The organism is Acinetobacter sp. CWB-B33 (genome assembly GCF_039655955.1).
Taxonomy (GTDB): Bacteria; Pseudomonadota; Gammaproteobacteria; order Pseudomonadales; family Moraxellaceae; genus Acinetobacter; species Acinetobacter bouvetii.
In genome coordinates, this window is the sequence record NZ_JAGFEU010000003.1 from 36,806 (window position 1) to 60,020 (window position 23,215).

The 23,215-nt window shown below is 48.7% G+C and carries 20 protein-coding genes; 13 read left to right on the forward strand and 7 right to left on the reverse strand.

Features of this window, described 5'->3' with window-relative positions; translation table 11 throughout:
* Positions 1 to 52 precede the first annotated feature (52 nt).
* A complete protein-coding gene (locus JZ784_RS09540) occupies positions 53 to 2,191 on the reverse strand; it encodes an EAL domain-containing protein (RefSeq protein ID WP_346314717.1) in 2,139 nt (712 codons plus the stop codon).
* A gap of 265 nt (positions 2,192 to 2,456) precedes the next feature.
* Between JZ784_RS09540 and JZ784_RS09545 the strand changes: the two genes are divergently transcribed.
* Positions 2,457 to 3,734: a replication-associated recombination protein A gene (locus JZ784_RS09545; protein WP_005006612.1), complete on the forward strand. Its 1,278-nt coding sequence runs from the start codon at positions 2,457 to 2,459 to the stop codon at positions 3,732 to 3,734.
* 149 nt (positions 3,735 to 3,883) lie between these two features.
* Here JZ784_RS09545 and purC read toward each other — a convergent pair whose 3' ends face one another.
* From purC to dapA, 3 genes are read right to left on the reverse strand one after another with little or no spacing between them, the layout of a single operon-like run.
* Complete coding sequence (gene purC / locus JZ784_RS09550; protein ID WP_005006614.1) at positions 3,884 to 4,603, reverse strand: phosphoribosylaminoimidazolesuccinocarboxamide synthase; 720 nt, start codon at positions 4,601 to 4,603, stop codon at positions 3,884 to 3,886.
* Positions 4,604 to 4,640: 37 nt separating this feature from the next.
* Positions 4,641 to 5,249 (reverse strand): lipoprotein-34 precursor (NlpB), encoded by a 609-nt coding sequence (locus JZ784_RS09555; RefSeq protein WP_346314718.1) that lies wholly within the window; start codon positions 5,247 to 5,249, stop codon positions 4,641 to 4,643.
* 13 nt (positions 5,250 to 5,262) lie between these two features.
* The gene (gene dapA / locus JZ784_RS09560) at positions 5,263 to 6,162 is read right to left on the reverse strand and encodes a 4-hydroxy-tetrahydrodipicolinate synthase (RefSeq protein WP_005006616.1); all 900 of its coding nucleotides are present in this window, start codon (positions 6,160 to 6,162) and stop codon (positions 5,263 to 5,265) included.
* 730 nt (positions 6,163 to 6,892) lie between these two features.
* Between dapA and mhpT the strand changes: the two genes are divergently transcribed.
* The 4 genes from mhpT (at position 6,893) to ppk1 (ending at position 12,249) form a co-directional block, all read left to right on the forward strand.
* The gene (gene mhpT / locus JZ784_RS09565) at positions 6,893 to 8,104 is read left to right on the forward strand and encodes a 3-(3-hydroxy-phenyl)propionate transporter MhpT (protein ID WP_346314719.1); all 1,212 of its coding nucleotides are present in this window, start codon (positions 6,893 to 6,895) and stop codon (positions 8,102 to 8,104) included.
* A gap of 234 nt (positions 8,105 to 8,338) precedes the next feature.
* Positions 8,339 to 8,977 (forward strand): bifunctional nicotinamidase/pyrazinamidase, encoded by a 639-nt coding sequence (gene pncA, locus JZ784_RS09570; RefSeq protein WP_346314720.1) that lies wholly within the window; start codon positions 8,339 to 8,341, stop codon positions 8,975 to 8,977.
* An 82-nt stretch (positions 8,978 to 9,059) separates the two neighbouring features.
* Complete coding sequence (locus JZ784_RS09575) at positions 9,060 to 10,040, forward strand: bile acid:sodium symporter family protein (RefSeq protein ID WP_346315034.1); 981 nt, start codon at positions 9,060 to 9,062, stop codon at positions 10,038 to 10,040.
* A gap of 145 nt (positions 10,041 to 10,185) precedes the next feature.
* Positions 10,186 to 12,249, forward strand: a complete 2,064-nt coding sequence (gene ppk1, locus JZ784_RS09580) for a polyphosphate kinase 1 (protein WP_346314721.1) — start codon at positions 10,186 to 10,188, stop codon at positions 12,247 to 12,249.
* A gap of 73 nt (positions 12,250 to 12,322) precedes the next feature.
* Here ppk1 and JZ784_RS09585 read toward each other — a convergent pair whose 3' ends face one another.
* The gene (locus JZ784_RS09585) at positions 12,323 to 13,582 is read right to left on the reverse strand and encodes a hypothetical protein (protein ID WP_346315035.1); all 1,260 of its coding nucleotides are present in this window, start codon (positions 13,580 to 13,582) and stop codon (positions 12,323 to 12,325) included.
* A gap of 77 nt (positions 13,583 to 13,659) precedes the next feature.
* On the opposite strand from JZ784_RS09585, the gene serB reads away from it, so the two are divergent.
* The 3 genes from serB to JZ784_RS09600 all read left to right on the forward strand — a co-directional run bounded on the left by serB (position 13,660) and on the right by JZ784_RS09600 (position 16,256).
* Positions 13,660 to 14,880, forward strand: coding sequence for a phosphoserine phosphatase SerB (serB, locus tag JZ784_RS09590; protein ID WP_346314722.1), 1,221 nt, complete (start codon positions 13,660 to 13,662; stop codon positions 14,878 to 14,880).
* Positions 14,881 to 15,290: 410 nt separating this feature from the next.
* Positions 15,291 to 15,623: an AciT family ciprofloxacin tolerance protein gene (gene aciT, locus JZ784_RS09595; RefSeq protein ID WP_005006628.1), complete on the forward strand. Its 333-nt coding sequence runs from the start codon at positions 15,291 to 15,293 to the stop codon at positions 15,621 to 15,623.
* A 153-nt stretch (positions 15,624 to 15,776) separates the two neighbouring features.
* The gene (locus tag JZ784_RS09600; RefSeq protein WP_005006630.1) at positions 15,777 to 16,256 is read left to right on the forward strand and encodes an SCP2 sterol-binding domain-containing protein; all 480 of its coding nucleotides are present in this window, start codon (positions 15,777 to 15,779) and stop codon (positions 16,254 to 16,256) included.
* A gap of 90 nt (positions 16,257 to 16,346) precedes the next feature.
* Here the strand turns inward: JZ784_RS09600 and dtd are convergent, their stop codons facing one another.
* Positions 16,347 to 16,787 carry a D-aminoacyl-tRNA deacylase gene (gene dtd, locus JZ784_RS09605; RefSeq protein ID WP_346314723.1) on the reverse strand — a complete coding sequence of 147 codons (441 nt, stop codon included), beginning with the start codon at positions 16,785 to 16,787 and terminating at the stop codon, positions 16,347 to 16,349.
* Between the two features lie 226 nt (positions 16,788 to 17,013).
* On the opposite strand from dtd, the gene JZ784_RS09610 reads away from it, so the two are divergent.
* The 5 genes from JZ784_RS09610 (at position 17,014) to asd (ending at position 22,404) form a co-directional block, all read left to right on the forward strand.
* A complete protein-coding gene (locus JZ784_RS09610; RefSeq protein WP_346314724.1) occupies positions 17,014 to 18,531 on the forward strand; it encodes a catalase in 1,518 nt (505 codons plus the stop codon).
* A 171-nt stretch (positions 18,532 to 18,702) separates the two neighbouring features.
* Positions 18,703 to 19,233 carry an ankyrin repeat domain-containing protein gene (locus tag JZ784_RS09615; RefSeq protein ID WP_346314725.1) on the forward strand — a complete coding sequence of 177 codons (531 nt, stop codon included), beginning with the start codon at positions 18,703 to 18,705 and terminating at the stop codon, positions 19,231 to 19,233.
* A gap of 115 nt (positions 19,234 to 19,348) precedes the next feature.
* Positions 19,349 to 20,557: a nicotinate phosphoribosyltransferase gene (pncB, locus tag JZ784_RS09620; protein WP_005006638.1), complete on the forward strand. Its 1,209-nt coding sequence runs from the start codon at positions 19,349 to 19,351 to the stop codon at positions 20,555 to 20,557.
* A gap of 147 nt (positions 20,558 to 20,704) precedes the next feature.
* Entirely contained in the window at positions 20,705 to 21,553 is an 849-nt protein-coding gene (locus tag JZ784_RS09625; protein WP_346315036.1) for a rhodanese-like domain-containing protein, read from the forward strand.
* Positions 21,550 to 22,404: an archaetidylserine decarboxylase gene (gene asd / locus JZ784_RS09630; protein WP_346314726.1), complete on the forward strand. Its 855-nt coding sequence runs from the start codon at positions 21,550 to 21,552 to the stop codon at positions 22,402 to 22,404. Before JZ784_RS09625 ends, asd begins: the two co-directional genes overlap by 4 nt.
* Positions 22,405 to 22,537: 133 nt before the next feature.
* Here asd and JZ784_RS09635 read toward each other — a convergent pair whose 3' ends face one another.
* A complete protein-coding gene (locus tag JZ784_RS09635) occupies positions 22,538 to 23,137 on the reverse strand; it encodes an SPOR domain-containing protein (RefSeq protein ID WP_346314727.1) in 600 nt (199 codons plus the stop codon).
* Between the last annotated feature and the right edge of the window lie 78 nt (positions 23,138 to 23,215).

Here is a 23,215-nt window from a genome sequence, read left to right on the forward strand (position 1 = left end):
GATAAAATCCGCTCTCCAGTTCATTGCGGTCTTGCATGGGAAAAAGACGGCGTTACAGCCGCGGCAGCAGCTGTTCCGCATCTGAATGGTTCATTGGCATATAAAAATAAAAACCTTGCCCTTTAAGGCAATTGCAGGATTTTAAAATTTCCAGCTGCTCAGTTGTTTCGATGCCTTCAACTAAAATGTCCAGCGCGATGCTGCTGCCCAGCTGGCTGATGGTTTTAACGATGGCCAAAGCAGACTGGTCATTGGTCATGCGTTCGACAAAATTTTTATCAATTTTAATGCAGTCAATCGGGTAGTCCCTTAAGCGGGTTAATGAGGAATGCCCTGTGCCAAAATCGTCCAGAGAAATTTGAATACCGGCTGCTTTCAGCAGGTTCAGCGCGCGGATCACATAGTCGGCGCCGTGCTCGGAGAGGCTTTGTTCGGTAATTTCAACTTCAATCAGATGGTGCGGAATGCCATATGCATGCATGCGCTTCAGCAGTTTTTCAGCATAGTCATCTCGCAAGAATTCAACAGGGGCGGCATTAATAGAGATTGGCATCACCTCCATTCCATCCGCCATCCATTGCCGAATATCTTTAAAAATTTTGCGGTGCATGGTGTCGCTGATGCCAGAGGCGAGTTCATAATCATGAAAAGCGGCGAAAATATTGCAAGGCAGCTGTAATTGCCCTTCCTGGTCATGCCAGCGCAGCAGCGCTTCAAATCCAATGACGCGGCCATCCTGCAGCAGCACTTTCGGCTGATAATATGGCTCAATGCTGTCTAATTTTAAAATGCTGCGGGCTAAGGTCAGCTGTTTGGTGGTCACTTTCAGCGCTTCAAACATGGATTGAGTAAACATGCGGATGCCGCCGCGGCCGCTGGACTTTAAATCGTTTAAGGCAATGTCCGCACATTTCAATAAATTTGACGCATTTTGCGCATTGCCCGGATAAATTGAGCAGCCGATACTCATGCCGCCATTAATGGATTGCCCTGTATAGCTGATCGGCAACTCCATTTGCATCCAGGCCTGATGCGCGATGCTCAGCAGCTGCTCCTGGCTTTTCAGATGAGGCACTAAAATCGCAAATTCATCACCGCCTAAACGCGCTACGGTAATCTGCTCATCAAAACAGTTCTGGAAGCGCTGTCCTAAAGTCACCAGCAGGTGGTCGCCTGCAGTATGTCCCAGCGTGTCATTGACGTGCTTGAAATAATCCAAATCGATGAGCAGCAGGCCGACTTGCTGCTGGCGGTTTTGCGCATCCTGCAAGGTCATTTTGAATAATTTATTGAATGCCCGGCGGTTCAGCAGGCCAGTTAATTGATCTTCTTCAATGACGTGCTGCAATTTTTCTTCGGCTATCATTTGCGGGCTGATATTCCGGGATACGCACAAAATCTGCTGCGTAGCCCCGTTTTCATCGATGATGGGCGTTAAAATATGATCCCAATGCTGCACTTCCTGCCCAGACGTCAGGCTTTTGGCTGCAAAGCGCGCATTTTGCCCTGAGGCCGCCAAATGCAGGGCCTTTTCACCCGCTGTCCGGACATCGCCGGGCAATAAATTCAGCCAAGGCATGCCGAATTTTTTTTCATCGGCGGAGATTCCCAGCGCTAAACAGCCTGAGCGGTTCATATGCATCACTTTGCCATCTGGCGTTAAGATTTTAATGCAGTCTACGCTGGCATCCAGCATTTTATTTTGCCGGAAAATCTGCTGGCTGAGCAGCAGCTGCTTTTCATATTCTTCATGGATGTCGGTGATGCTGAGCAGCCATTGATATAAGGGCTGTTCGGCCGCGGGAAAATTAATCTGCAGGCTGCACATGCGGTAACCCAGTTTAGCGTGTTTAACGCGGCAGTCTTTATGAAAGCTTTTGGAGGTCAAAGTGGCTGTGCGCCAAAGGATAATCAAGTGTTCTAAGTCTTCAGGATGGATGTACTGAAGCCACTGTTCGTCATTAACCGGTTTTTGTTCAAGGCCCATAAATTGCGCCATTGCGCTGTTGAAATAGGGGAAGCTGTGCTGCGTTTTGATCCAAATCGGCAAATGCAGATCATCCATGAAAGAATGGGGCGGTGGATTGGTGAGTGCCGGCATTGTAAACATAGCAGGAGGCTGAAATTGGGCTGCAATTTCTGATTTAATCGGCCTGGATGCATGCGCTTTGCTTTTCAATGACGACTTCATTACGTCCACCATTTAATGATTGCGTTTCAAATTATGACATTAATCACATTTTATAGTGTGGAAAATTGATTCTTTGATAAAAATATTTTAATAATGCTCAATGAATTAAACATATTTATTCGGCTTTGCATAGAGCATTTCGACTAACTCATCAATGAGTAATTTTCAGCATATAGGCGGAGGCTGCATGAATAATGCTCATGGATTTAAAATCCTGGTGTTAGAATGGTTTCCGACGTGTTTTTAGCAGCCGTGAAATCAGAAGATGTCAGACAGCAATATTCCGCTACCCGAACGTATTAGACCCCGAGACCTTTCCGAAATTATTGGACAGGATCACTTGCTGGGAGATCAGGCGCCGCTGCGCCAGATGATTGATCAGGGGCATTTGCCGTCCATTATTTTCTGGGGGCCGCCAGGCGTTGGGAAAACCACCGTCGCGCTGCTGCTGGCGCAGGCGGTCGACCGGCCATTTGTCAGCTTATCGGCGCTGAATACGGGGGTCAAGGAACTGCGTGAAGTGATTGCGGATGGCGGTGACTTATTGCCCCCTGTGGTGTTTATTGATGAGATTCACCGTTTTAACAAATCACAGCAGGATGCGCTGCTGAATGCGGTCGAAAAAGGCAAGATAACGCTGATTGGCGCAACAACAGAAAATCCGTCTTTTGAAGTCAATAGCGCATTGCTGTCGCGCTGCCAAGTGTATACCCTGAATGCGCTGGACGCCGAATCCATTCAAACCCTGCTGTCGCATGCGCTGCGTACAGACAGTTTTCTCAAAGCGCGTTATATCCAAATTGAAGAATTTGAAGCGCTGGTGCAGTTTGCCGCTGGAGACGCGCGCAAGGCGCTTAATTTGCTGGATTTAATCGCCAGCACCTTCGAACCGGATGAGGAAAACATCATCACCAATGCGGTGGTGGTGAAAGTCGCGCAGCAGAATATTGCCCGTTATGACAAGTCTGGCGAACAGCACTATGATTTGGTTTCCGCCATGATCAAGTCCATCCGCGGCAGTGATCCTGATGCTGCCTTGTATTGGCTCGCGCGCATGCTGAAAGGCGGGGAAGACCCGGTATTTATTGCGCGGCGCATGCTGATCTTGTCTTCTGAAGATATCGGCAATTCCAACCCGAATGCGCTGCTGCTGGCGGGAGAATGCTTCCGCTCTGTGCAGGCTCTGGGCATGCCTGAAGCGCGGATTATCCTTGGGCAGTGCGCCGTGTATTTAGCCACCAGCGCCAAAAGCAACAGCACCTATTTAGCCATCAATCAGGCCATGAGCCTTGCGGAAAAGACTGCGAATTTGCCTGTACCGCTGCATTTGCGCAATGCGCCGACCAAACTGATGAAAGAACAGGGCTATGGGGTGGACTATCTGTATCCGCATAATTATCCAGAGCATTTTGTGCTGCAGGAATATTTGCCGCCGGAACTCAAGGGCACCAAACTGTATGAATCTGCGCGCAATAAACGCGAAGTGGAAGGCGAGCGCCTGCAGCAGCGCCGCTGGATGCAGGAACAGCAGCAACAGCAATAAAAAGCCCAGCTGAGGGGCTGGGCAAAAGAGAATGTCCCTGAAAGATGCATTCTGGAGCGCGGCGGGCTGGTAAAGCCCTGCAGTTTGTTTTCTGCCAAAAAAAAACCGGGCTGAATGCCCGGCTTTTTGCTTTAAAGCTTAGACATGCATTAGATGTCTGAAAGATCGATGCCGATACGGGCAGCGACTTCTTCATATGCTTCAACCACACCGCCTAAGCCTTGGCGGAAACGGTCTTTATCCAATTTTTTCTTGGTGTCTTTATCCCACAGGCGGCAGCCGTCTGGAGAGAATTCATCACCTAAAACGATACGGTCATGGAACACGCCGAATTCAAGTTTAAAGTCCACCAGCAGCATGCCGCCAGCAGCAAATAATTCTTTAAGCACGACGTTTACTTTATAAGTCAGCTCTTTCATTTGAGCCAGCTGTTCAGCAGTAGCCCAGCCTAAAGAAATCGCCTGAGATTCGTTGACCATTGGATCGCCCAGCGCGTCGTCTTTAAAGAACAGTTCAAACGTAGGCGGAACCAGTTCTTTGCCTTCTTCAACACCCAGGCGGCGGCACAATGAACCCGCTGCGTAGTTGCGCACGACACATTCAACAGGAATCATTTTCAATTTTTTGACTAAAACTTCAGTCGGAGACAGAAGCTTTTCAAAGTGCGTTTCAATGCCGGCAGCAGCCAATTTTTCCATGATAAAGGCGTTAAAACGGTTGTTCACCTTACCTTTACGATCCAGCTGTTCGATTTTCTCGCCGTTGAATGCGGATGCATCGTCACGGAAGACTAGGATGAGGTGATCTGCGCTGTCTGTTTCATAAACAGATTTCGCTTTACCAGTATAGAGCAAGGTTTGTTTTAACATGGAGGGAACCTTTTTCAAAAAAAATGCCTAGAAGTGTCTAGGCTGGCCAATTTTGGTAAATCTGAGTTAACAGGTCTGCAGCGGTTTGTTTGTCTGCAAAACTGTTATCGGCATTGAACACAGCAAGGCTGTTGCTGGACCCCACAGATGAAAGCTTTAAAATATAGGTTTGCTGATCGACTTTAACAGTTACTTCGTAACGGTTTTTGCTTTGAGCAACGACGGTATGATTAAGGCTGCTGAGGGTAGCAAGCGTGTATTGCCAAATTGTAGCAGAATTCCCATCGATTTTGAGCAATGGATTCTGATTTCCGTCTGTGACCAGCTGAGGGCGGCCGATAGCAGCTTCTTCGGCCTGGCCGGCATCAGAGATGGCGTGTTCCTGATTTTCATCAGGACGCGGCAGGGAAAAACGGTTGCCTTTCTGATTTTCCAGTTTAGGGGCATGCTCAATGGCAAGCTGATCAACCGTTGGAGCAGGATACAGCGGCGTTGCAGGACGAACCATGGAGCCTTCAGGATATTGCAGCGGATTAAGCTCGGTTGTGTCTTTGTAGTCCAAGGTGCCATTGTTAAAGGCGAGGGAACTGCAGCCGGCTAAACTGAATACAGAAAGCGCAAGGGTTAATCCTAAACGTAATTGCATAATATTTTGCTCTTTATTGAATAACGCCCGCATCGGCTAATGCTTCATGAAGCGGTGCGCGGTATTGTTCTGCTAGCGGAGTTAACGGCAAGCGGATGCCTGCGCCGATTAAGCCCATGTCATGAAGTGCCCATTTCACAGGAATCGGGTTGGATTCGCAAAATAGAATATTGTGTAAATTTGCAACTTTGGCATTCAGCAGTTCAGCGCCAGCCGCATCGCCGGCAATCGCAGCGGCGCAGACTTCGCTCATTGCTTTTGGCGCAACATTGGCTGTTACAGAAATATTGCCCTGCGCGCCTAAGCCCATCAATTGGTAAGCAGTTGCATCATCGCCTGAATACACGGTCATGTCTTTGCCTTTTAAGCCTTCAATCAGGGCTTGGCCGCGCGGCACATCGCCGGTGGCGTCTTTAATGCCGACAATTTGCGCAATGTCAGCCAGGCGGATCACAGTTTCGTTTTCCATGTCGACGCCTGTACGGCCAGGGACGTTATAAAGAATCATCGGCATGTCAGCCGCTTCAGCAATGGCTTTATAGTGCTGGAACAAGCCTTCCTGCGTCGGTTTGTTATAGTACGGCGTTACCAGCAGGGCAGCGTCCGCCCCCAGCTCTTTGGCTTCTTTGGTCAGCTCAATCGCTTCATGGGTAGAGTTTGCGCCAGTGCCGGCAATAATCGGAATGCGCTTATTGGCCACACGGATGATTTCTTTGATCACTTGCGTGTGTTCAGCCATGCTTAGCGTTGATGCTTCGCCTGTGGTGCCGACGGCAACAATGCTGTTGGTGCCTTGGGCAATATGCCACTCAACCAGCTTCTCTAGACCCTTCCAATCTACGCTTCCATCTTCAAACATGGGGGTGACGATTGCGACAATTGAGCCTTGAATGGTCTGTGCTTGCTGAGTCATTTTGAAAAAAATCCTATTTGTCCATCCGAAGCGAAGTTTGGGAAACATGAATTTGGATGGGTTCGTATTTTGATTTATAGCAAAATCAATGCGCTTCATGGCGGCTGAATAATGCTTATGCAAATTATGACTGATCGTAAGCATAAGAACAATATGCTTTAGTCAAAGCCATAAAATTCTTTATACAAAGCCTATTTCAAACAAGCAAGCGGATATTCTGTGAAATTTACGCAAAGGCGGGGTGATCAAAGAAAACGCGGCAGGCAGTCCATTTGAGCTGGTTCAGCTGCGGCGTGCTGCCTGAAGTGAACTGCTGCAATGGCGCGGAAGGGATGAAAAACTGGAAATCCGTGCTTTTTGCTCAGGTTTTAAGAGGAAAAAAGGATGAAGATAGATCTGAAAGCTATCCAATTTTGAATGCTCCATCATTAAAATGATCAATAAAAACTACCTTAATAATCTATTTAAAATATAAAGCAATCGTCCCGCTAATGTGCCGGCTTTGGCATTTCAGCGCTGATTTGAAAAGATGAACGCTTAAAACTCCAGCTTCAATCTAGAGTTCAGTTATTGTTTTTATGACTTTATTGCGTCTGTAAAAAAACGCTAATAATCCATTATTTAAAGTGAAACCTGAGCAAAAGGTTCAACTTATTGATAGTTATTTTATACAGCATGCTCATAGATGATGGAATTCTAATTTGAACACTGATTGAACAAGGATTCTACAATGGAAAAATCAGACAATAAACACGCTATTGTCACGGTAGCCATCTGTTTCCTGATTGCGGTCATTGAAGGCCTGGATATTCAGGCGGCCGGCATTGCCGCTGCAGGTATCCGTGAGGACTTTGGTTTGGACAAATCGCAGTTGGGTGTGTTTTTTAGTGCAGGGATTCTGGGCTTATTGCCTGGCGCACTGGTTGGTGGCCGTATAGCAGACCGGATTGGACGCAAGAAAGTCCTGATCTGCTCTACGGCAGTGTTTGCTTTATTTACGCTATTCACAGCATGGGTCAACAGTTTCCACAGCTTGTTGGCGGTACGTTTTCTCGCTGGCGCTGGGCTTGGCGCAGCTATGCCGATTCTGATTACGCTGGCGTCTGAAGCGGTCACGCCGCAAAACCGCGGCCGTGCAGTGGGCTTGATGTACTGCGGCATGCCGGTCGGCGCAGCCATTCTGTCACTCATTGCGACTACAGATTTTGGCGCGGACTGGAAAAATGTGTTCTATCTGGGCGGTTTGCTGCCGATTATTGTGATTCCACTGATGATTTGGCTGCTGCCTGAATCGAAAGAATACTTGAAGGCTAAAGAGCTGGCTGCAAATACATCTGCTGCGGAAGCGGCACCGCAAGGTTCATTCAAAGATCTGTTCAATACCGAAAACCGCATGCGCACTTTCTGTATCTGGGTAAGCTACTTTTTCACGCTGATGGTGGTATACATCATGCTGAGCTGGTTGCCATCTCTATTCACAGAGCTTGGCTTTACACGTAAAGACGGTGCAACAGCGCAATTTTACTTCATGGTGAGTGCAACAATCGGTACGATCATTTTAGGCATGCTGACGGACCGTTGGAAAAAAGCCTACGTGATTGTTTTGATGTACGGCGGTATCTTGGCTGGCCTATTTGCTCTAAATGGCGCAGGTTCTTTAACGCAAATGTACATGGCATCCGCTTTGGTTGGCGCATTTGTGATTGGCTGCCAAGGCGTACTGTATGCGTTTGGCGGGATTGTGTACCCGACTGAAGTGCGCGGCACGGGTGTCGGCGTCGGTTCAGCGGTTGGCCGTATCGGCGCGATGCTTGGGCCGGCTATTGCAGGCCAGCTGCTGGCTGCAGGCTTTGGCGCAGCGGGGGTCATTTCTGCGGCGATTCCATGCATTATTATCTCTGCAATCTTTATGCTGCTGCTGGTGCGCCGCGTACCGCAGTAAAAGCGGCAAGGCTGTAAAGATTTTTGACAAAGCCCGCATCAGCGGGCTTTTTTGTCTGCGGGGGTTCACCTGCAGCTCAACGCATGCGCAAGTGAACACATGCCGGATTTGCCCTGAACAGTCAGCAAAGCAGAACAACGGTCATTCCATTTTACCGAGGAAGCCTGAATACTTAAGGCTTTTCAGCTATGCTGAGAAGCTGTCAGCAACGAATAAGAAAATGGAAAGAGCATTATGCAAAACAAGAGCGCACTGATTATTGTCGATGTGCAGTATGGATTTACCCCTGGCGGCAATTTAGCAGTCGCCCATGCAGACCAAATTATTCCAGCGATCAATCAGCTGGCGCAGTATTTTGACAATGTGGTGCTGACCCAAGACTGGCATCCTGCCGATCATGTTTCCTTTGCCGAAAACCATGCAGGCCATCAGCCTTTTGATACGATTCAGCTGCCGTATGGCGCGCAGGTTTTATGGCCTGCGCATTGCGTGCAGGGAACACATGATGCGGCACTGCATCAGGACTTGAATGTGCCGCATGCGCAGCTGGTGATCCGCAAGGGTTTTCATGCCGGCATCGACAGTTATTCAGCATTCATGGAAGCGGATCACCGCACCTCTACCGGGCTTGCCGGCTATTTGAAAGAGCGCGGGATTGATACGGTCTTTGTGGCGGGCATTGCAACCGATTTTTGTGTCGCGTGGACGGCGATGGATGCCTGCAAAATGGGCTTCCGGTCTTTTGTGATTGCGGATGCCTGCAAAGGCATTGATTTGAATGGATCTTTGCAGCATGCATGGCAAGAGATGCTGGCGCAAGGCGTGAAGCGCATCTATACAAAAGATATTGTCAGTTTGCAGGAAACGGTATAGTTTCGGTTCCAATAGAATATGACAGATGAATGCAGGTATCTTGCAGGATGCCTGTTTCATCTGCCTGCAGGAGGGGGAGCGCATGGCCGCATTTTTAAGCTTTAATCAATGGATGCAGAAAACCTTCGCCTTTTGGGTGGTCTTGTTTTCAGGGATTGCGCTGTGGATGCCAGAACTGTTCATTTGGCTGAAAGCCTATATTCCGTGGGTGCTGGGACTGATCATGTTCGGCATGGGCATGACCATGACCGCAGCAGATTTTAAAGGCGTGCTGCAAAGCCCGAAAGCCGTACTGATTGGTGTTGCGGCGCAGTTTATTGTGATGCCGGGGCTGGCGTATGCGCTGTGCCAATTGTTTGCCTTGCCTGCGGAAATTGCAGTCGGCGTCATTTTGGTCGGCTGCTGTCCGGGCGGGACGGCATCCAATGTGATTACCTATATGGCCAGAGGCAATACGGCGCTGTCCGTAGCCTGCACGTCAGTTTCCACTATTCTTGCACCGCTGCTCACCCCGGCGATTTTTTATCTGCTGGCCAGCCAGTGGATTGAGATCAATGCGCTGTCGATGCTGCTGTCTATTTTGCAGGTAGTGCTATTTCCAATTCTGCTGGGCTTGATTGCGCGCAGCCTGTTTAAGCGTCAGGTTGAATCTTATATCCAAGTGATGCCGCTGATCTCGGTATTGGGGATTGTCGCGATTGTGGCGGCGATTATTGCCGGCAGCAAAGCGCAGATTTTAGAATCCGGCCTGCTGATTTTGGGTGTGGTGATGCTGCATAACGGTTTGGGCTATCTGCTGGGTTTCTGGGCCAGCAGGCTGTTGCATTTGCCTTATGCCGACTGCAAAGCGGTTGCCATTGAGGTCGGGATGCAGAATTCCGGCTTAGGGGTTGCGCTGGCGGCAGCGCATTTTGCAGCCTCACCGGTGACGGCTGTGCCCAGCGCCATTTTCAGCTTATGGCATAATATTTCAGGGCCTGCTTTGGCCAGCTATTGGGCCAGCAGAACCGGGCGGGCGCAGCAGAAAGCCCTGCAGGATGCATCCTCATCAGAAGCGCCTTAGCGCTGTTTTTATTACAGAAAAATGACGGCTTTCCTGCTGAAATCCGCCCGTTTCGAACAGCTGTAACATGTTTGTCATAAAGTCTGCCTAACATGCCTTCCCGTAAGCTTTATAACAGACTGTTGCAAAACAGCATTGAGAGGGTATGCAAAATTTTCAGCATTCATCGGAGACTTATTTTAACCGCGAATTATCGCTTTTTGAATTTAACCGCCGCGTGCTTGCGCAGGCGCAGGATTCCCGCCTGCCTTTATTGGAACGCTTAAACTTCCTGATTATTTTTGCGCGGAATCTGGATGAGTTCTTTGAAATCCGCATCGCGGGCTTAATGAAGCAGCTGGATTTGAATGCAATTGCCCGCACGCCCGATGCATTGCCTACCGAGGTTGTGCTGCAGGAATTGTCTCAAGCGGTGCATGAGTCCGTCAAAACGCAGTATGGCATCTTAAATCAGGCGATTTTGCCGGCGCTGCAGAGTCAAGGCATTCAATTTATTCAATATCAGGATATTGAAGAAAAGCACAAGCCATGGATTGCCAAATTTTTTGCCAAAGAGGTGCAGCCGGTATTAACGCCAATCAGTTTAGACCCTTCACATCCTTTTCCGCGCCTGGTGAATAAAAGCCTGAATTTTATTGTCAGCCTGGAAGGCAAAGATGCTTTCGGCCGTGAAATTGCCATGGCGATTGTGCCTGCGCCGCGCTCCTTGCCGCGCCTGATTCATCTGCCTGCTGACGTTGCCGGCAGTGCTGACGCGCAAATTTTTTTAACGGCTATTATTCAGCAGCATATCAGTGACTTATTTCCCGGCATGCGCGCGACTGGCTGTTATGCCTTCCGCGTCACCCGCAATGCAGATTTGATTCTGTCCGAGGATGTCGATGACTTGGCTGTGGCATTGAAGGATGAATTGTCATCGCGCCGTTTTGGCCGCGCAGTGCGCTTGGAAATAGAACAGGATTGCCCTGCCGGCATTATTCAGTATCTGCTGGATGAGTTTGATCTGAGTGAACAGGAGCTGTACCGCATTCATGGCCCGATTAATCTGTCGCGCTTAAGCTCCAGTTTTGACCGTCCTGAGCTGAAGTATCCGCTGTTCACGCCGATTATTCCAAAGATCTTCCGCAAGCAGCAGAGCATGTTTGACATTTTAAAGGCGCAGGATGTGCTGCTGCATCATCCTTTTGATTCGTTCCAGCCGGTGATCAGCTTGCTGAAAGAAGCCGCAAAAGATCCAAAAGTGCTGGCGATGAAGCAAACCCTGTACCGCAGCGGGCCGGATTCTGAAATTGTGCAGGTGCTGGCGGAGGCCGCCCGCAACGGCAAAGAAGTGACAGCAGTGATTGAGCTGCGCGCGCGCTTTGATGAAGAATCCAATATTATGGTGGCGAATATTCTGCAGGAAGCGGGCGCCGTCGTGGTGTACGGCATTGTCGGCTATAAAACCCATGCCAAAATGATTTTGATTGTGCGCCGCGAAAGCGGTCAGCTGAGGCGCTATGTACATTTAGGTACCGGCAATTACCATGCCGGCAATGCGCGCATGTATACCGATTACGGCCTAATGACCACACAGCCTGAAGTGTGTGAAGATGTGCACCGCATGTTTCAGGAACTGACGGGCATGGGTAAAATGGCCAAATTAAAAGCCTTGCTGCATGCGCCGTTTACCTTGCACAGTGAACTGCTGCGGCTGATTGATCAGGAAATTGAATTTGCGCAGGCGGGTAAAACAGCCCGCATCATCATTAAAGCCAATGCACTGACGGAGCCGCAGCTGATTGCGGCGCTGTACCGCGCTTCAGAAGCCGGCGTCAAAGTTGACCTGATTATCCGTTCCATCTGCTGCCTGATTCCGCAAGTTAAGGGCATGTCGGGCAACATCCATGTGCGTTCCATCGTTGGGCGCTTTTTAGAGCATACCCGCGTGTACTATTTTGAGCATGGCGGCGAGAAAAAACTGTACTGCGCCAGTGCGGACTGGATGGGCCGAAATTTATTTTCCCGCGTGGAAACCTGCTTCCCCATTCTAGATGCCCGCCTGAAAAAGAGCATTTTCAAAGACGGCCTGATCAATTATCTGCAGGATAATCAAAATGCATGGGAGCTGCAGGCGGACGGCCATTGGAAAAAGGCAGCCTGCACTGATCCTGCTCAGGCACATAGCGCGCAGCGCCTGCTGATGGAGCAAAAAATGCTCAAAGTCTAAGGCGGGCTCCGCTGTCTTATCTCCATAAAAAAAGCCTGAACAGTGTCAGGCTTTTTTATGTCTTATCCGCAATTTAAGAGGCTTTAGACTGCTTGGATTTTAAAATTTCGGTGCGGAAGCTTTGCGCCAGTTCGGCCGCATCGCTGTCCATGCCATTGACCATAAAGGCATGGCGGGTCAGCACATTGGTTGGATTTGGCAGGCTGACCAGCTGGAAGTGTTCTGAAATTTCCTTCAGCAGTTCATTAGGCACGTGCACAGCGCTTTCTTTGGCCGACAGCTGCTGCACCAGGCGCTCAGCGGCTTGCACTGATGACAGCTGCATCGCTTCCACTGCGCTGGATACCGCGCTGCGGGTTTGCAGCACAAAGCGTTTTTCTTCGCGGTAGCGTTTGTACAGCACATCAGACAGCAATTGGAAGACTGCGCCGATCATGGCTAAGCACTGCAGGGCATTTGGCGTATCGGCTGCAATGCTGATGGTTGCGCCCTGATCATCAAATTTATGCACCGTGCAAATGTCGGAACTGTTCAGCTTGTAATGCTGTACGCACAGTTCAGCCGTTTTATTCAGGAAAATCTGGCATAAATTAAAATACGGCACAGAAACGGTCGTGTTGACTGTATCCAGCAGCTGTTTAGGATCGTAGAACTGAATGTTCAGCGCTAAATCATTGCTGTCGACCACTGCAGGCTTGCTTTCTTTGATCTTAGCTTTGTGCTGCGCATTCTGCTGCGCCTGCGCCTGCGCAATCGCGACAGCGGCGTTATGCTTTTCCTGCTCCAGCGCTTGGGTCAGCGTTTGAATTTCATGCTTCAGGCGGGATTCATTGTTGATGCGCGCCAGATATTCGCTTCGGCTTGGACGGGCAATCGCGCGGTAAGCCAGCCAAAGCAAGCCGTGAACAAACAGCGATGCCAGAATCGCCAGCCACTGTGTCCGCAGAATTTCGCCAATGCTGGGTTTAATTAAGGTGATTTCCACAGTGCCGACTTTCTTTTCATTTTGCAGCGCATCGCGGACAAAGACCTCGCCAGCGCGGGTTTTGGTTAAGCCGCCGGTTGCCAGCACTTGATTATCCGCATTTAAAATACGGATAGAAGCCACGCTCGGGTTGGTGGCATAGCGGTCTGCCAGCAGCGCCAGAGAGACGGTATTCGCGGGCTCCATTTCAGAAATGCTGTCCGTGACCAGCTGGCTGGTCATGAGCTGGCCCTGACTGGCGCGGTTTTCATTCAGCTGGTGAGTTGTTGCCAGTACCAGTAAAAAGGTATGAAAAGCAAAACTTATAATCAGTAGGCTAGCAAATAGCCCTTGTCTAGGCGCATTCAACGTAAACTTCCAAGGCAATTCAGTTCATTTTCGATTATGATTCTCACAATAGTTGCAGCTCAGACCCGAGTCACTTCATGCGAGAAATCATTCTTATTTCATTTTTAGGACCTGACCAGCCTAATCAATTCACACGATTAATGCAGGTTCTTTCCGTTCATTCCTTACAAATTCTAGATGTTGGGCAAGCCGTCATCCATAACCAGCTGACTTTAGGTATTGTTGTATCGTCTGATGATCAAACTGCGACAGCATTAGCCATGAAGGAAATACTGATTCTAGCACATGATATCGGCTTAACTGTGCGCTTTAAACCGATCTCTGCAGCAGAATATGACCAATGGGTGAGTGAGGGAGGGCGTACACGCTATATCGTGACGGCTTTGGCGCCAGAACTGACGGCTTCGCACTTACAGGCGGTTACAAAAATCGTCTCTAATCAAGGCTTCAATATTGAAACCGTGACCCGTTTGTCCGAGCGTCCCGAGCTGAATGGACAGCAGAATGGCCCGAAACGCGCCTGCGTTCAATTTGGCCTGAAAGGGCAAATGCTGGATGCCGCGGCGATGCGCGCAGCTTGCCTGCGCCTTTCTGCAGAGCTGAGTGTCGATGTTGCGGTGCAGGAAGACAATGCTTACCGCCGCAACCGCCGTTTAGTCTGCTTTGATATGGACTCGACCCTGATTGAGCAGGAAGTGATTGACGAGCTGGCGATAGAGGCCGGCGTGGGCGCGCAAGTAGCGGAAATTACAGAACGCGCGATGCAGGGCGAGCTGGATTTTCAGCAAAGTTTCCGCGCGCGCGTTGCGCTGCTGAAAGGCATGGATGCGTCTGTGCTGCCGAAAATCGCCGAACGCCTGACCATTACAGAGGGTGCCGAACGCCTGATTTCAACCCTGAAAGCATTGGGTTACCGCACAGCGATTCTTTCAGGCGGCTTCCAGTATTTCGCCGAGTATCTGCAGGAAAAATTAGGGCTGGATGAAGTGCATGCCAATGTGTTGGATGTGCAGGATGGCGTTGTCACTGGCGAGGTGAAAGGCCATATTGTGGATGGCGCGCGCAAAGCCCTGCTGCTGACCAATATTGCCAAAGAAATGGGCATCTCTGTCGAGCAGGCGATTGCTGTAGGTGATGGCGCGAATGACCTGCCGATGCTGTCGATTGCAGGCTTGGGCGTGGCGTTCCGTGCGAAGCCGCTGGTGCGCCAGAATGCCAATCAGGCGATTTCCAGTGTGGGATTAGACGGTGTGCTGTACCTATTGGGTGTACACGACAAAGATTTAAACCGCGCATAGAAAATGACGGGGTGATGAAAATGCGGCGCTGGCGCCGCATTTTTTTTGTCCATTGACAGCGAAAGCCGACCAGCGGTAATTGAAAATAGCTGAGAAAAACAACGATTAAGCTCATCTGAAAAAATAATTTTTTAATGCATAAAAGCCGTGTTTTTTTTGTAATGACACGCCAAGCGGGATGGAATCATTGTTCCAGAAAAAGCGGAAAACGGAAAAATGTAATGACAAAATAATATTACGACAAGCTATGTCGCTTACGCAAAATACAAGACTTTTTTTATGCAAAAAACTCCTCATAATGCATGCATAGAGATTGAGATCGACAATATTCCATTGATTCATTTCACGGTATTTTTCGGCAGAAGGGCAAAGCAAATGCATGCAGGTTCTGCCGTATGACGGAGGTTTTTATGGTAACAGCGAATTTAGCAACCATCATTGGCATGGGTTTAATTGCCACTGCGTTGATTGCTGTTTTCTTCTCGCCTTATCGTCGCTGGTTAAGTTTTATGCTGGCTGGGATGCTGGTTTGGGGACTGATTGAAGTCATTCGTTTTGGCACGCAAACGGTGTTTGAATTGCCAATAGCCTACAGCTATCTGACCGCAATGGCTTCTGCGATGGTGGTGTTTAGTTTAGTTTTACTGCGCGAAGACCGCCGTGCAGAGCGCGCTGTAGCCAACCGCCGCTATATAGAGCATACCCCTGTGTATGAAGATGAGCAGCGGTGCTCTAGCCGTTAAGTCCTAAAAACAGTTTGTTAAGAAATGCGCCTTGGGGCGCATTTTTTATCTATTGCGCCTTGATAATTATTGTACAAAGCCATACGCCTGAAATTAGAAGTTATGGTAGGATGAGGCAGTCAATTTTCCAACAATTACAATAGGCTCAAAGTCATGAAACTATCGTCAATCCCTGTCGTAAAGCTGCCGCTGGTTGATGTCAGCACGGATCCGCTGGATTTGCTGGTTGCTGGTTTAGCGCTGCGCATGAAGCAGCTTGCGCGCACCAGCCCTAAATTTATTGAATTGGTTCATGAGCGCCAGTTCCGTATCCAGATTGGCACAGACTTAGGTGTTGCGCGCCAGATTATTGTAAATAATGGACAAATTGACACAGTATCAGGCGATGCTGAAAAAGCCGATTTTATCTTGCAGTTTGCGGACAGCGAGCAGGGCGTTAAAACCTTAATGAAAGGTGACCCAACGGCATTCATGACCGGCATGCAAAACGGCAGCATTAAAATGGAAGGCGACTTTGGCTTATTGGTGTGGTTTAACAAAGTGGCGAAACTGATCCCGCCTAAATTGCCGAAACCGGTGAAAGAAAAAATTAAAATTGCCCGCCGTTTTATTAAAGAAAAAACCGGCAAGTAAGTTTTACTTCTCTAATCCCTCTTTTTTAAAGGAGGGGTTAGGGGAGGATTAAAAAAGCCCTCATCTGGAGGGCTTTTTTGTGTCTAGCGCTTATTCAACTTCTAAATTGAAGGTTACGGGGCCGTCATTGACCAAATGTACTTTCATATCTGCGGCAAAAATACCGGTTTGCACATTTTCAAATTGGCTTTTTGCATAGCCGACCAACTGTTCGTACAGCGCTTTGGCTTCGCTGGGCGGCATGGCTGGGCCAAAATCAGGGCGCAGGCCTTTTTGGGTTTGCGCCATCAGGGTGAATTGCGAGACCAGCAGCAGTCCGCCGCCAGCTTGACTGACATTCCAGCCCATTTTGCCTTGTTCATCATCAAAAAAACGGTATTTTAAAATCTTATCAATCAGCTTTTGGCCCTTTTCTAAAGTATCGCCCTTTCCGATGCCTAGAAAAACTAAAACTCCGTGTTGGATTTCTCCTGCAGTCGCACCGTCTACAACCACTTTGGCTTCTAGAACACGCTGAAGCAATGCACGCATATTGGACTCAAATGATGATGGAAAACGCAGGCATTGTAGCAAAAAAGAGTCAAGGCTAAGGAAAGAGGGCGGCTTTTATTCTTTGATAAACTGCTGATTTTATCTGATAAAATTTTAAACAATTTAAAAATACGATTAAATTTATAAAAATAATCTGTTTTATCTATTTTTTGAATGCCAGTATCTTTGCGCTGCAGGAAAGGTATTTAACAGAGAGATTAAGACGATGTTTAAGCGTTCTTTATTGGTTGCGATGTTCACATCAGCAACAGCAGCGGCTCAAGCTGCGCCATTAACCAAAGATAATGGCGCTCCAGTAGGCGATAATCAAAATTCAATTACTGCTGGCCCACAGGGCGGCACAATGCTTCAAGATGTGCAATTGGTGCAAAAGCTGCAGCGCTTTGGCCGTGAGCGCATTCCTGAGCGTGTGGTGCATGCGCGCGGTACAGGCGCTTATGGTGAATTTTTCGCGACGAAAGATTTGTCTGACATTACTCTGGCATCATTGTTCAAAGCGGGCACTAAAACGCCAGTATTCTTGCGTTTCTCGACTGTAATTCACGGTAAGGGCTCACCAGAGACTTTACGTGACCCGCACGGTTTTGCCATCAAGTTCTATACACAGGAAGGCAACTGGGACTTAGTGGGCAACCAAACACCAGTCTTCTTCATCCGTGATGCAATTAAATTCCCTGATTTCATCCATGCCATGAAGCCAAGCCCAATCAACAACGTTCAAGACGCAAACCGCGTATTTGACTTCCTGTCGAGCCAGCCATGGGCCACCAATATGCTGACTTATGTGTATGGCAAGCAAGGCGTGCCGACCAGCTACCGTGAACAGGACGGTTTTGGCGTGCATGCTTACAAGCTGTATAACGGCAAAGGCGAATTCAAATACGTTAAATTCAACTTCCGTTCTCAGCAAGGCGTGAAGGGCCTGAATGTCAAAGAAGCTGCTGAGCAGCAAGCTAAAGATTTCAATCATTTAACCAATGATCTGTATGCCAATATCAACAAAGGCAACTTCCCGAAATGGGATCTGTATATTCAGATTTTAGATCCGAAGGATTTCGTGAAATTTGATTTTGATCCGCTGGATCCAACCAAAATTTGGCCAACTGACATCGTTCCTGAAACGAAAGCCGGTACTTTGACGCTGAACCGCATGCCGAAAAACTTCTTCAATGAAACCGAGCAGTCTGCGTTTGCGCCAGGCAACTTAGTTCCTGGTATTGAACCGTCTGAAGACCGATTGCTGCAAGGCCGCATCTTCTCTTACTCAGATACACAAATGTACCGTCTGGGCGCAAACCACCAGCAAATTCCTGTAAACCGTCCAGTAGTTGCAGTCAGCAACAACAACCAGGACGGCTACATGAATGTCAGCGAACGTGATTCTGACGTGAACTATGAGCCAAGCCGTAAAGAGCCACAAGCAGCAACTGAGAAAGCGCGTGCAGTGCAAACACCATTGACTGGCACAGTGCAGCAAATCGGCACGAAAGAGCAAAACTTCAAGCAAGCGGGCGAGCTTTACCGTTCATACACGGCCAAAGAAAAAGACGATTTGATCATGAACCTGGCTGCAGATCTGGGCAATGTGAAAGATTCTGAAACCAAGCACATCATGCTGACTTATTTCTATAAAGCAGACGCAGACTACGGCATGCGCATGACTAAAGCCGTGAAGGGCGACATGGCCATGGTTAAAGCCAAAGCGGCAAAACTTCAAGACTGATTCTGATCGGCCTTTGAATTGGTGACTAGGGTCTCGCAATCACCTCCGAAAAGTCCTGTAGAACTCCAAACCTTTCCTGCACCCTAGGGGGAGTTTTACAGGCGCTCAATATGATTGACTGTACTTGAGCCTAGTTTTTTAATTAAGATTTGATTTCTGTTGGAGTTTATTATGAAAGCTGTGCAGCATTTGACTTTAGCCAGTCTTCTCGCGTTTGGCTCCGCATTCGCAAACGTGGCAATCGCGGAAGATTTCTCCACCGCTAAACCTGCTGCAAGCGATCAGATGACCTCACAACAGGAATTGATTGACATCTTCTTTGCAGCGGCCAAAACAGGCAATCAAGAAGTCATCAATGAGTTCCTTAAGCATGGTTTCCCTGTTGATGTGCGCAATGCTTCAGGCTTCACGCCCTTAATGATGGCGACGTATTATGGCCATCAGAAGATTGTCACCTCGTTATTGGCGCATGGCGCCGACCGCTGCGCGCGCGACAGCAAAGGCAATACCGCACTGATGGGCGCTTTATTCAAGATGGAATTTTCCATTGCCAAGCAGCTGCGCAAAGTCGACTGTGACGCCAATGCACAAAAGAGCGGGCAGAAGACCGCAGCTGAATTCGCGCAGGTGATTGGACAGGAAAAACAGCTGCGGCAAATTATCGCGTCCCTGGAAAAAGATTCAGCGAAAGACATGAAATGATCTTGCAGGCGCGCTGAAACTTTGGTCTAGAATTCAATTAGCTGTACGTAAAACTTGCAATATCGCCGGGCAAAGTATGCTTTAATGCAAAAAGCACAGCGAAATTTCCAGAGATATGGCTCCAATCATTCAATCCTTGCTAGACACTGACTTGTACAAATTCACCATGCTTCAGGTGGTGCTGCATAAATTTCCGCAAACCCACAGTGTTTATCATTTCCGTTGCCGCAACCTTGAAGACACCGTTTATCCGCTGGCGGATATTCTGGATGATTTGAATGAACAGCTGGACCATCTGTGCCAATTAAAATTTAAAGAAGATGAACTGCTGTATTTGCGCAGCCTGCGCTTTATTAAAAGCGACTTTGTCGATTATCTGGAACTGTTCCAGCTGAAGCGCCGCTTTATTAAAGCCGGCATAGACAGCGAAGGGCGTTTGGACATCTGGGTGGAAGGCCCAATGGTGCAGGCCATGATGTTTGAAATTTTTGTTTTGGCGATCGTCAATGAACTGTATTTCCGCCGCATCCGTACAGAGGGCGTATTGGCTGAAGGCGAGCGTCGCCTCGCCGCCAAGATTGAGCTGCTGAAACAATATGAAGCGGCACAAAACCCCAATGATCCGCCATTTTTAGTGTCTGATTTTGGAACACGCCGCCGCTATAGTTTTGAGTGGCAAAAGCATGTGATTGAAGAATTTAATCAAGCCTCGCCGTATATTTTCCGCGGCACCAGCAATGTTTTGATTGCGAAAGATTTGAACATTACGCCGATCGGCACCATGGCGCATGAATTTTTACAAGCCTTCCAGGCGCTGGATGTGCGGCTGCGCAATTTTCAAAAATCTGCGCTGGAAACTTGGGTGCAGGAATACCGGGGCGATCTGGGCATTGCATTGACGGATGTGGTGGGCATGGATGCGTTCCTGCGCGATTTCGACCTGTATTTTGCCAAACTGTTTGACGGCCTGCGCCATGACAGCGGCGATCCCTATGAATGGGGCGATAAAGCCTATGCGCATTATAAAAAATTAAAAATTGACAGCAAAACCAAAATGCTGACGTTCAGTGACGGCTTGAATCTGGAAAAAGCCTGGGATCTGCATCATTATTTCAAAGGCCGTTTTCAGGTCAGCTTTGGCATCGGCACCAATTTGACCAATGACATGGGGCAAACCCCGCTGAATATCGTATTGAAGCTGGTGGAATGCAATGGCCAGTCTGTCGCTAAAATCTCGGACAGCCCAGGCAAAACCATGACCGATAACGATACCTTTCTGGCGTATTTGCGCCAGGTCTTTGATATTCAGGAAGAGCAGGCTTAAGCGCTGCAATTTCCGCAAAAGCTGAACTGCAGTTCGGCTTTTTTTATATCTGAAATTTTGCAAAAGGAATGCAAAAATTCAGAATAATAGTGAAATGCAGTTATGCTAAGATCGAAGCTCAGTAGATGGATGAATAGTCGAACCGCGATGGCTGATGCTGTATTGAATTTAGGATTGCTGATTGAAGCAGAAGAGCTGGCGCCCTATCTGGGCCATGAAAAATTAAGGATCATCGATTTGTGCCGCCGTTCGGTATATGAACAGCTGCATATCCAGCAGGCCGTTCATGTGAAGCCCAGTCTGCTGGTGCGCCAGGAAGAGCAGGCGACAGGCCTATTGCCGGATCAGGCAGGCTTGGAGGCGCTGATCCGCCATTTAAACATCAGCCCAGATCATCATGTCGTGGCCTATGACGACGAAGGCGGTGCATGGGCAGGGCGCCTGATCTGGAATTTGCATTGCTTAGGCTTTGAAAATACCAGTTTACTGAATGGCGGCATTCATGCATGGCTGGGCGCAGGCCTGCCGACTTCTTCTGATGCTGGAACGGCGCCGCCTGTAGAAAACCTGGTTTCTGTCAACTTAAAATATAAAAATCAGTATCATACAAGCTATGATCAGCTTCTGGAAAAGGTCAGCCAAAATGCGGTGCAAGTCTGGGATTGCCGCACAGAAGATGAATATACCGGCTTGCGTTTGGCTGCGCGACGCGGCGGTCACGTTCCGGGGGCGCGTCATTTTGAATGGAGTACTGCCCTAAACCGGGAAAATCATTTAAAATTGCATCCCTTGGAACGCACGCAGCAGCGCTTAGAACAGCTGGGATTCAATATGAATGAACCCGTGGTGGTTTACTGTCAGTCACACCACCGCTCAGGGCTTGCCTATATTTTAGGGCGCCTGCTGGGCTGGAATATTCAAGCTTATGATGGTGCGTGGAGCGAATGGGGCAATCGTTTAGATAGCCCTGTCATTACTGGAGAGTTGCCGTCTTGAGCATCACATCACGATTAAAAAAACAAATTTTCATTCAAGCGCAGCGTGTTGTACCGCAGCACAAGCTGTCCCGCGTGATTGGCAAAGTCGCTGCCAGTGAAAACCCGGTACTGAAAAATGCTGTGATTACTGCATTTAAAGCGCAATATGGCATTGATATGTCGATTGCGGAACAAAGCAACGCTTTAAAATTCAAATCCTTCAATGAGTTTTTTACCCGTTCGCTGAAAGACGGCGTGCGTGAAATTGATGCCGATGCATCCAGCATCGTGTCTCCCGCAGACGGTGCGATTTCCCAGCTGGGTAAAATTGAAGAAGGCGATATTTTTCAGGCTAAAGGGCAATACTTTTCGGTAGAAAAGTTGATTGCCGATCCGCAGCTGGCAGAGCCGTTTAAAAATGGCCAATTCGCGACGGTCTACCTGTCTCCGAAAGATTATCACCGTGTGCATATGCCGTTTGCCGGCACATTGACTGAAACCTTGTATGTGCCGGGCGAGCTTTTTTCTGTAAACCAGACCACTGCGGAAAACATTCCGGGCTTATTTGCGCGCAATGAACGCATGGTGTGCCTGTTTGATACCGAACTGGGCCGCATGGCGGTGGTTTTAGTGGGCGCAATGATTGTGGCCGGCATTGAAACAGTGGCCACTGGCAAAGTGAAGCCGACAGGCCGTTTAGAATTGAATCAGCACAATTTGTTCTTGGATAAAGGCGCGGAATTGGGCCGTTTCTATTTGGGCTCCACCGCTGTAGTGCTATTTGAAGAAAATAAAATGCAGTGGGATGCTGAATTGAAAGCCAATTCTCCGGTAGTGATGGGCAAAGCCATGGGGCATGCGCTTTCATAAAGTTCTCCTCCTTTGCTAAAAAGGGGCTAGGGGAGGATTATGCTGTATATAATCCCCCCTCATTCTCCCTTTCATGCAGAGGGAAGTAAAAGCAAAAAAAGCGCCTTTCAAGGCGCTTTTTGATTGAATCCGCTCAGCGTTTCACGACAATGGAATCAATGCCGCTATGCTGCAGGGTTTGCTGTGCAATGACAGCAGCTTCTTGCGAATCATAAGGGCCAGAGACTACACGGTACCAAACCTTTCCGTTTTCAGTGGTTTGCACCACATCTGCCGATAAGCCGTTCAGAATAATTTCCGCGCGGCGCGCATCGGCCTGATCCGGGTCATCATAGCTGCGCACTTGCAGAATATAATTGGGCGCCTGTGCAGGAGCGCTGGCTTGCAGGCCAGGCTCCGCTGCATTTTCAGCAGGGCTATCCTTGGGCGCTTCCACAATGACGACGGTCCCTTGATTTTTAGTTTCAGGAATGGCCTCTTCAGGAATTGGCGTGACTTGCTGCTGCGGCAGAAGGTCATAAAAACGGTAGTCTTTATTAGTTTCTTCCGGCGCATGTTCAGACGTAATCTGATTTTTCGGCTTCACAGGTTCCCACGGTTTCCAGAGCATCAACGCCACTACAAAACTTAGGATGATCAAAATAATCGCCAATGTTCCCAGCCACGCTGGAATTAAAGGCTTTTTCGGCTTATTCGGCCGCTCAGATACACCGCGCTGCGTTTTTCCAAACACGTGGGAACCTCATTATTTTAATAAAGATGCCTCAAGAGGCATGGTTTTTCAGCTCTATCGCTGTACTGCCTGATGAAT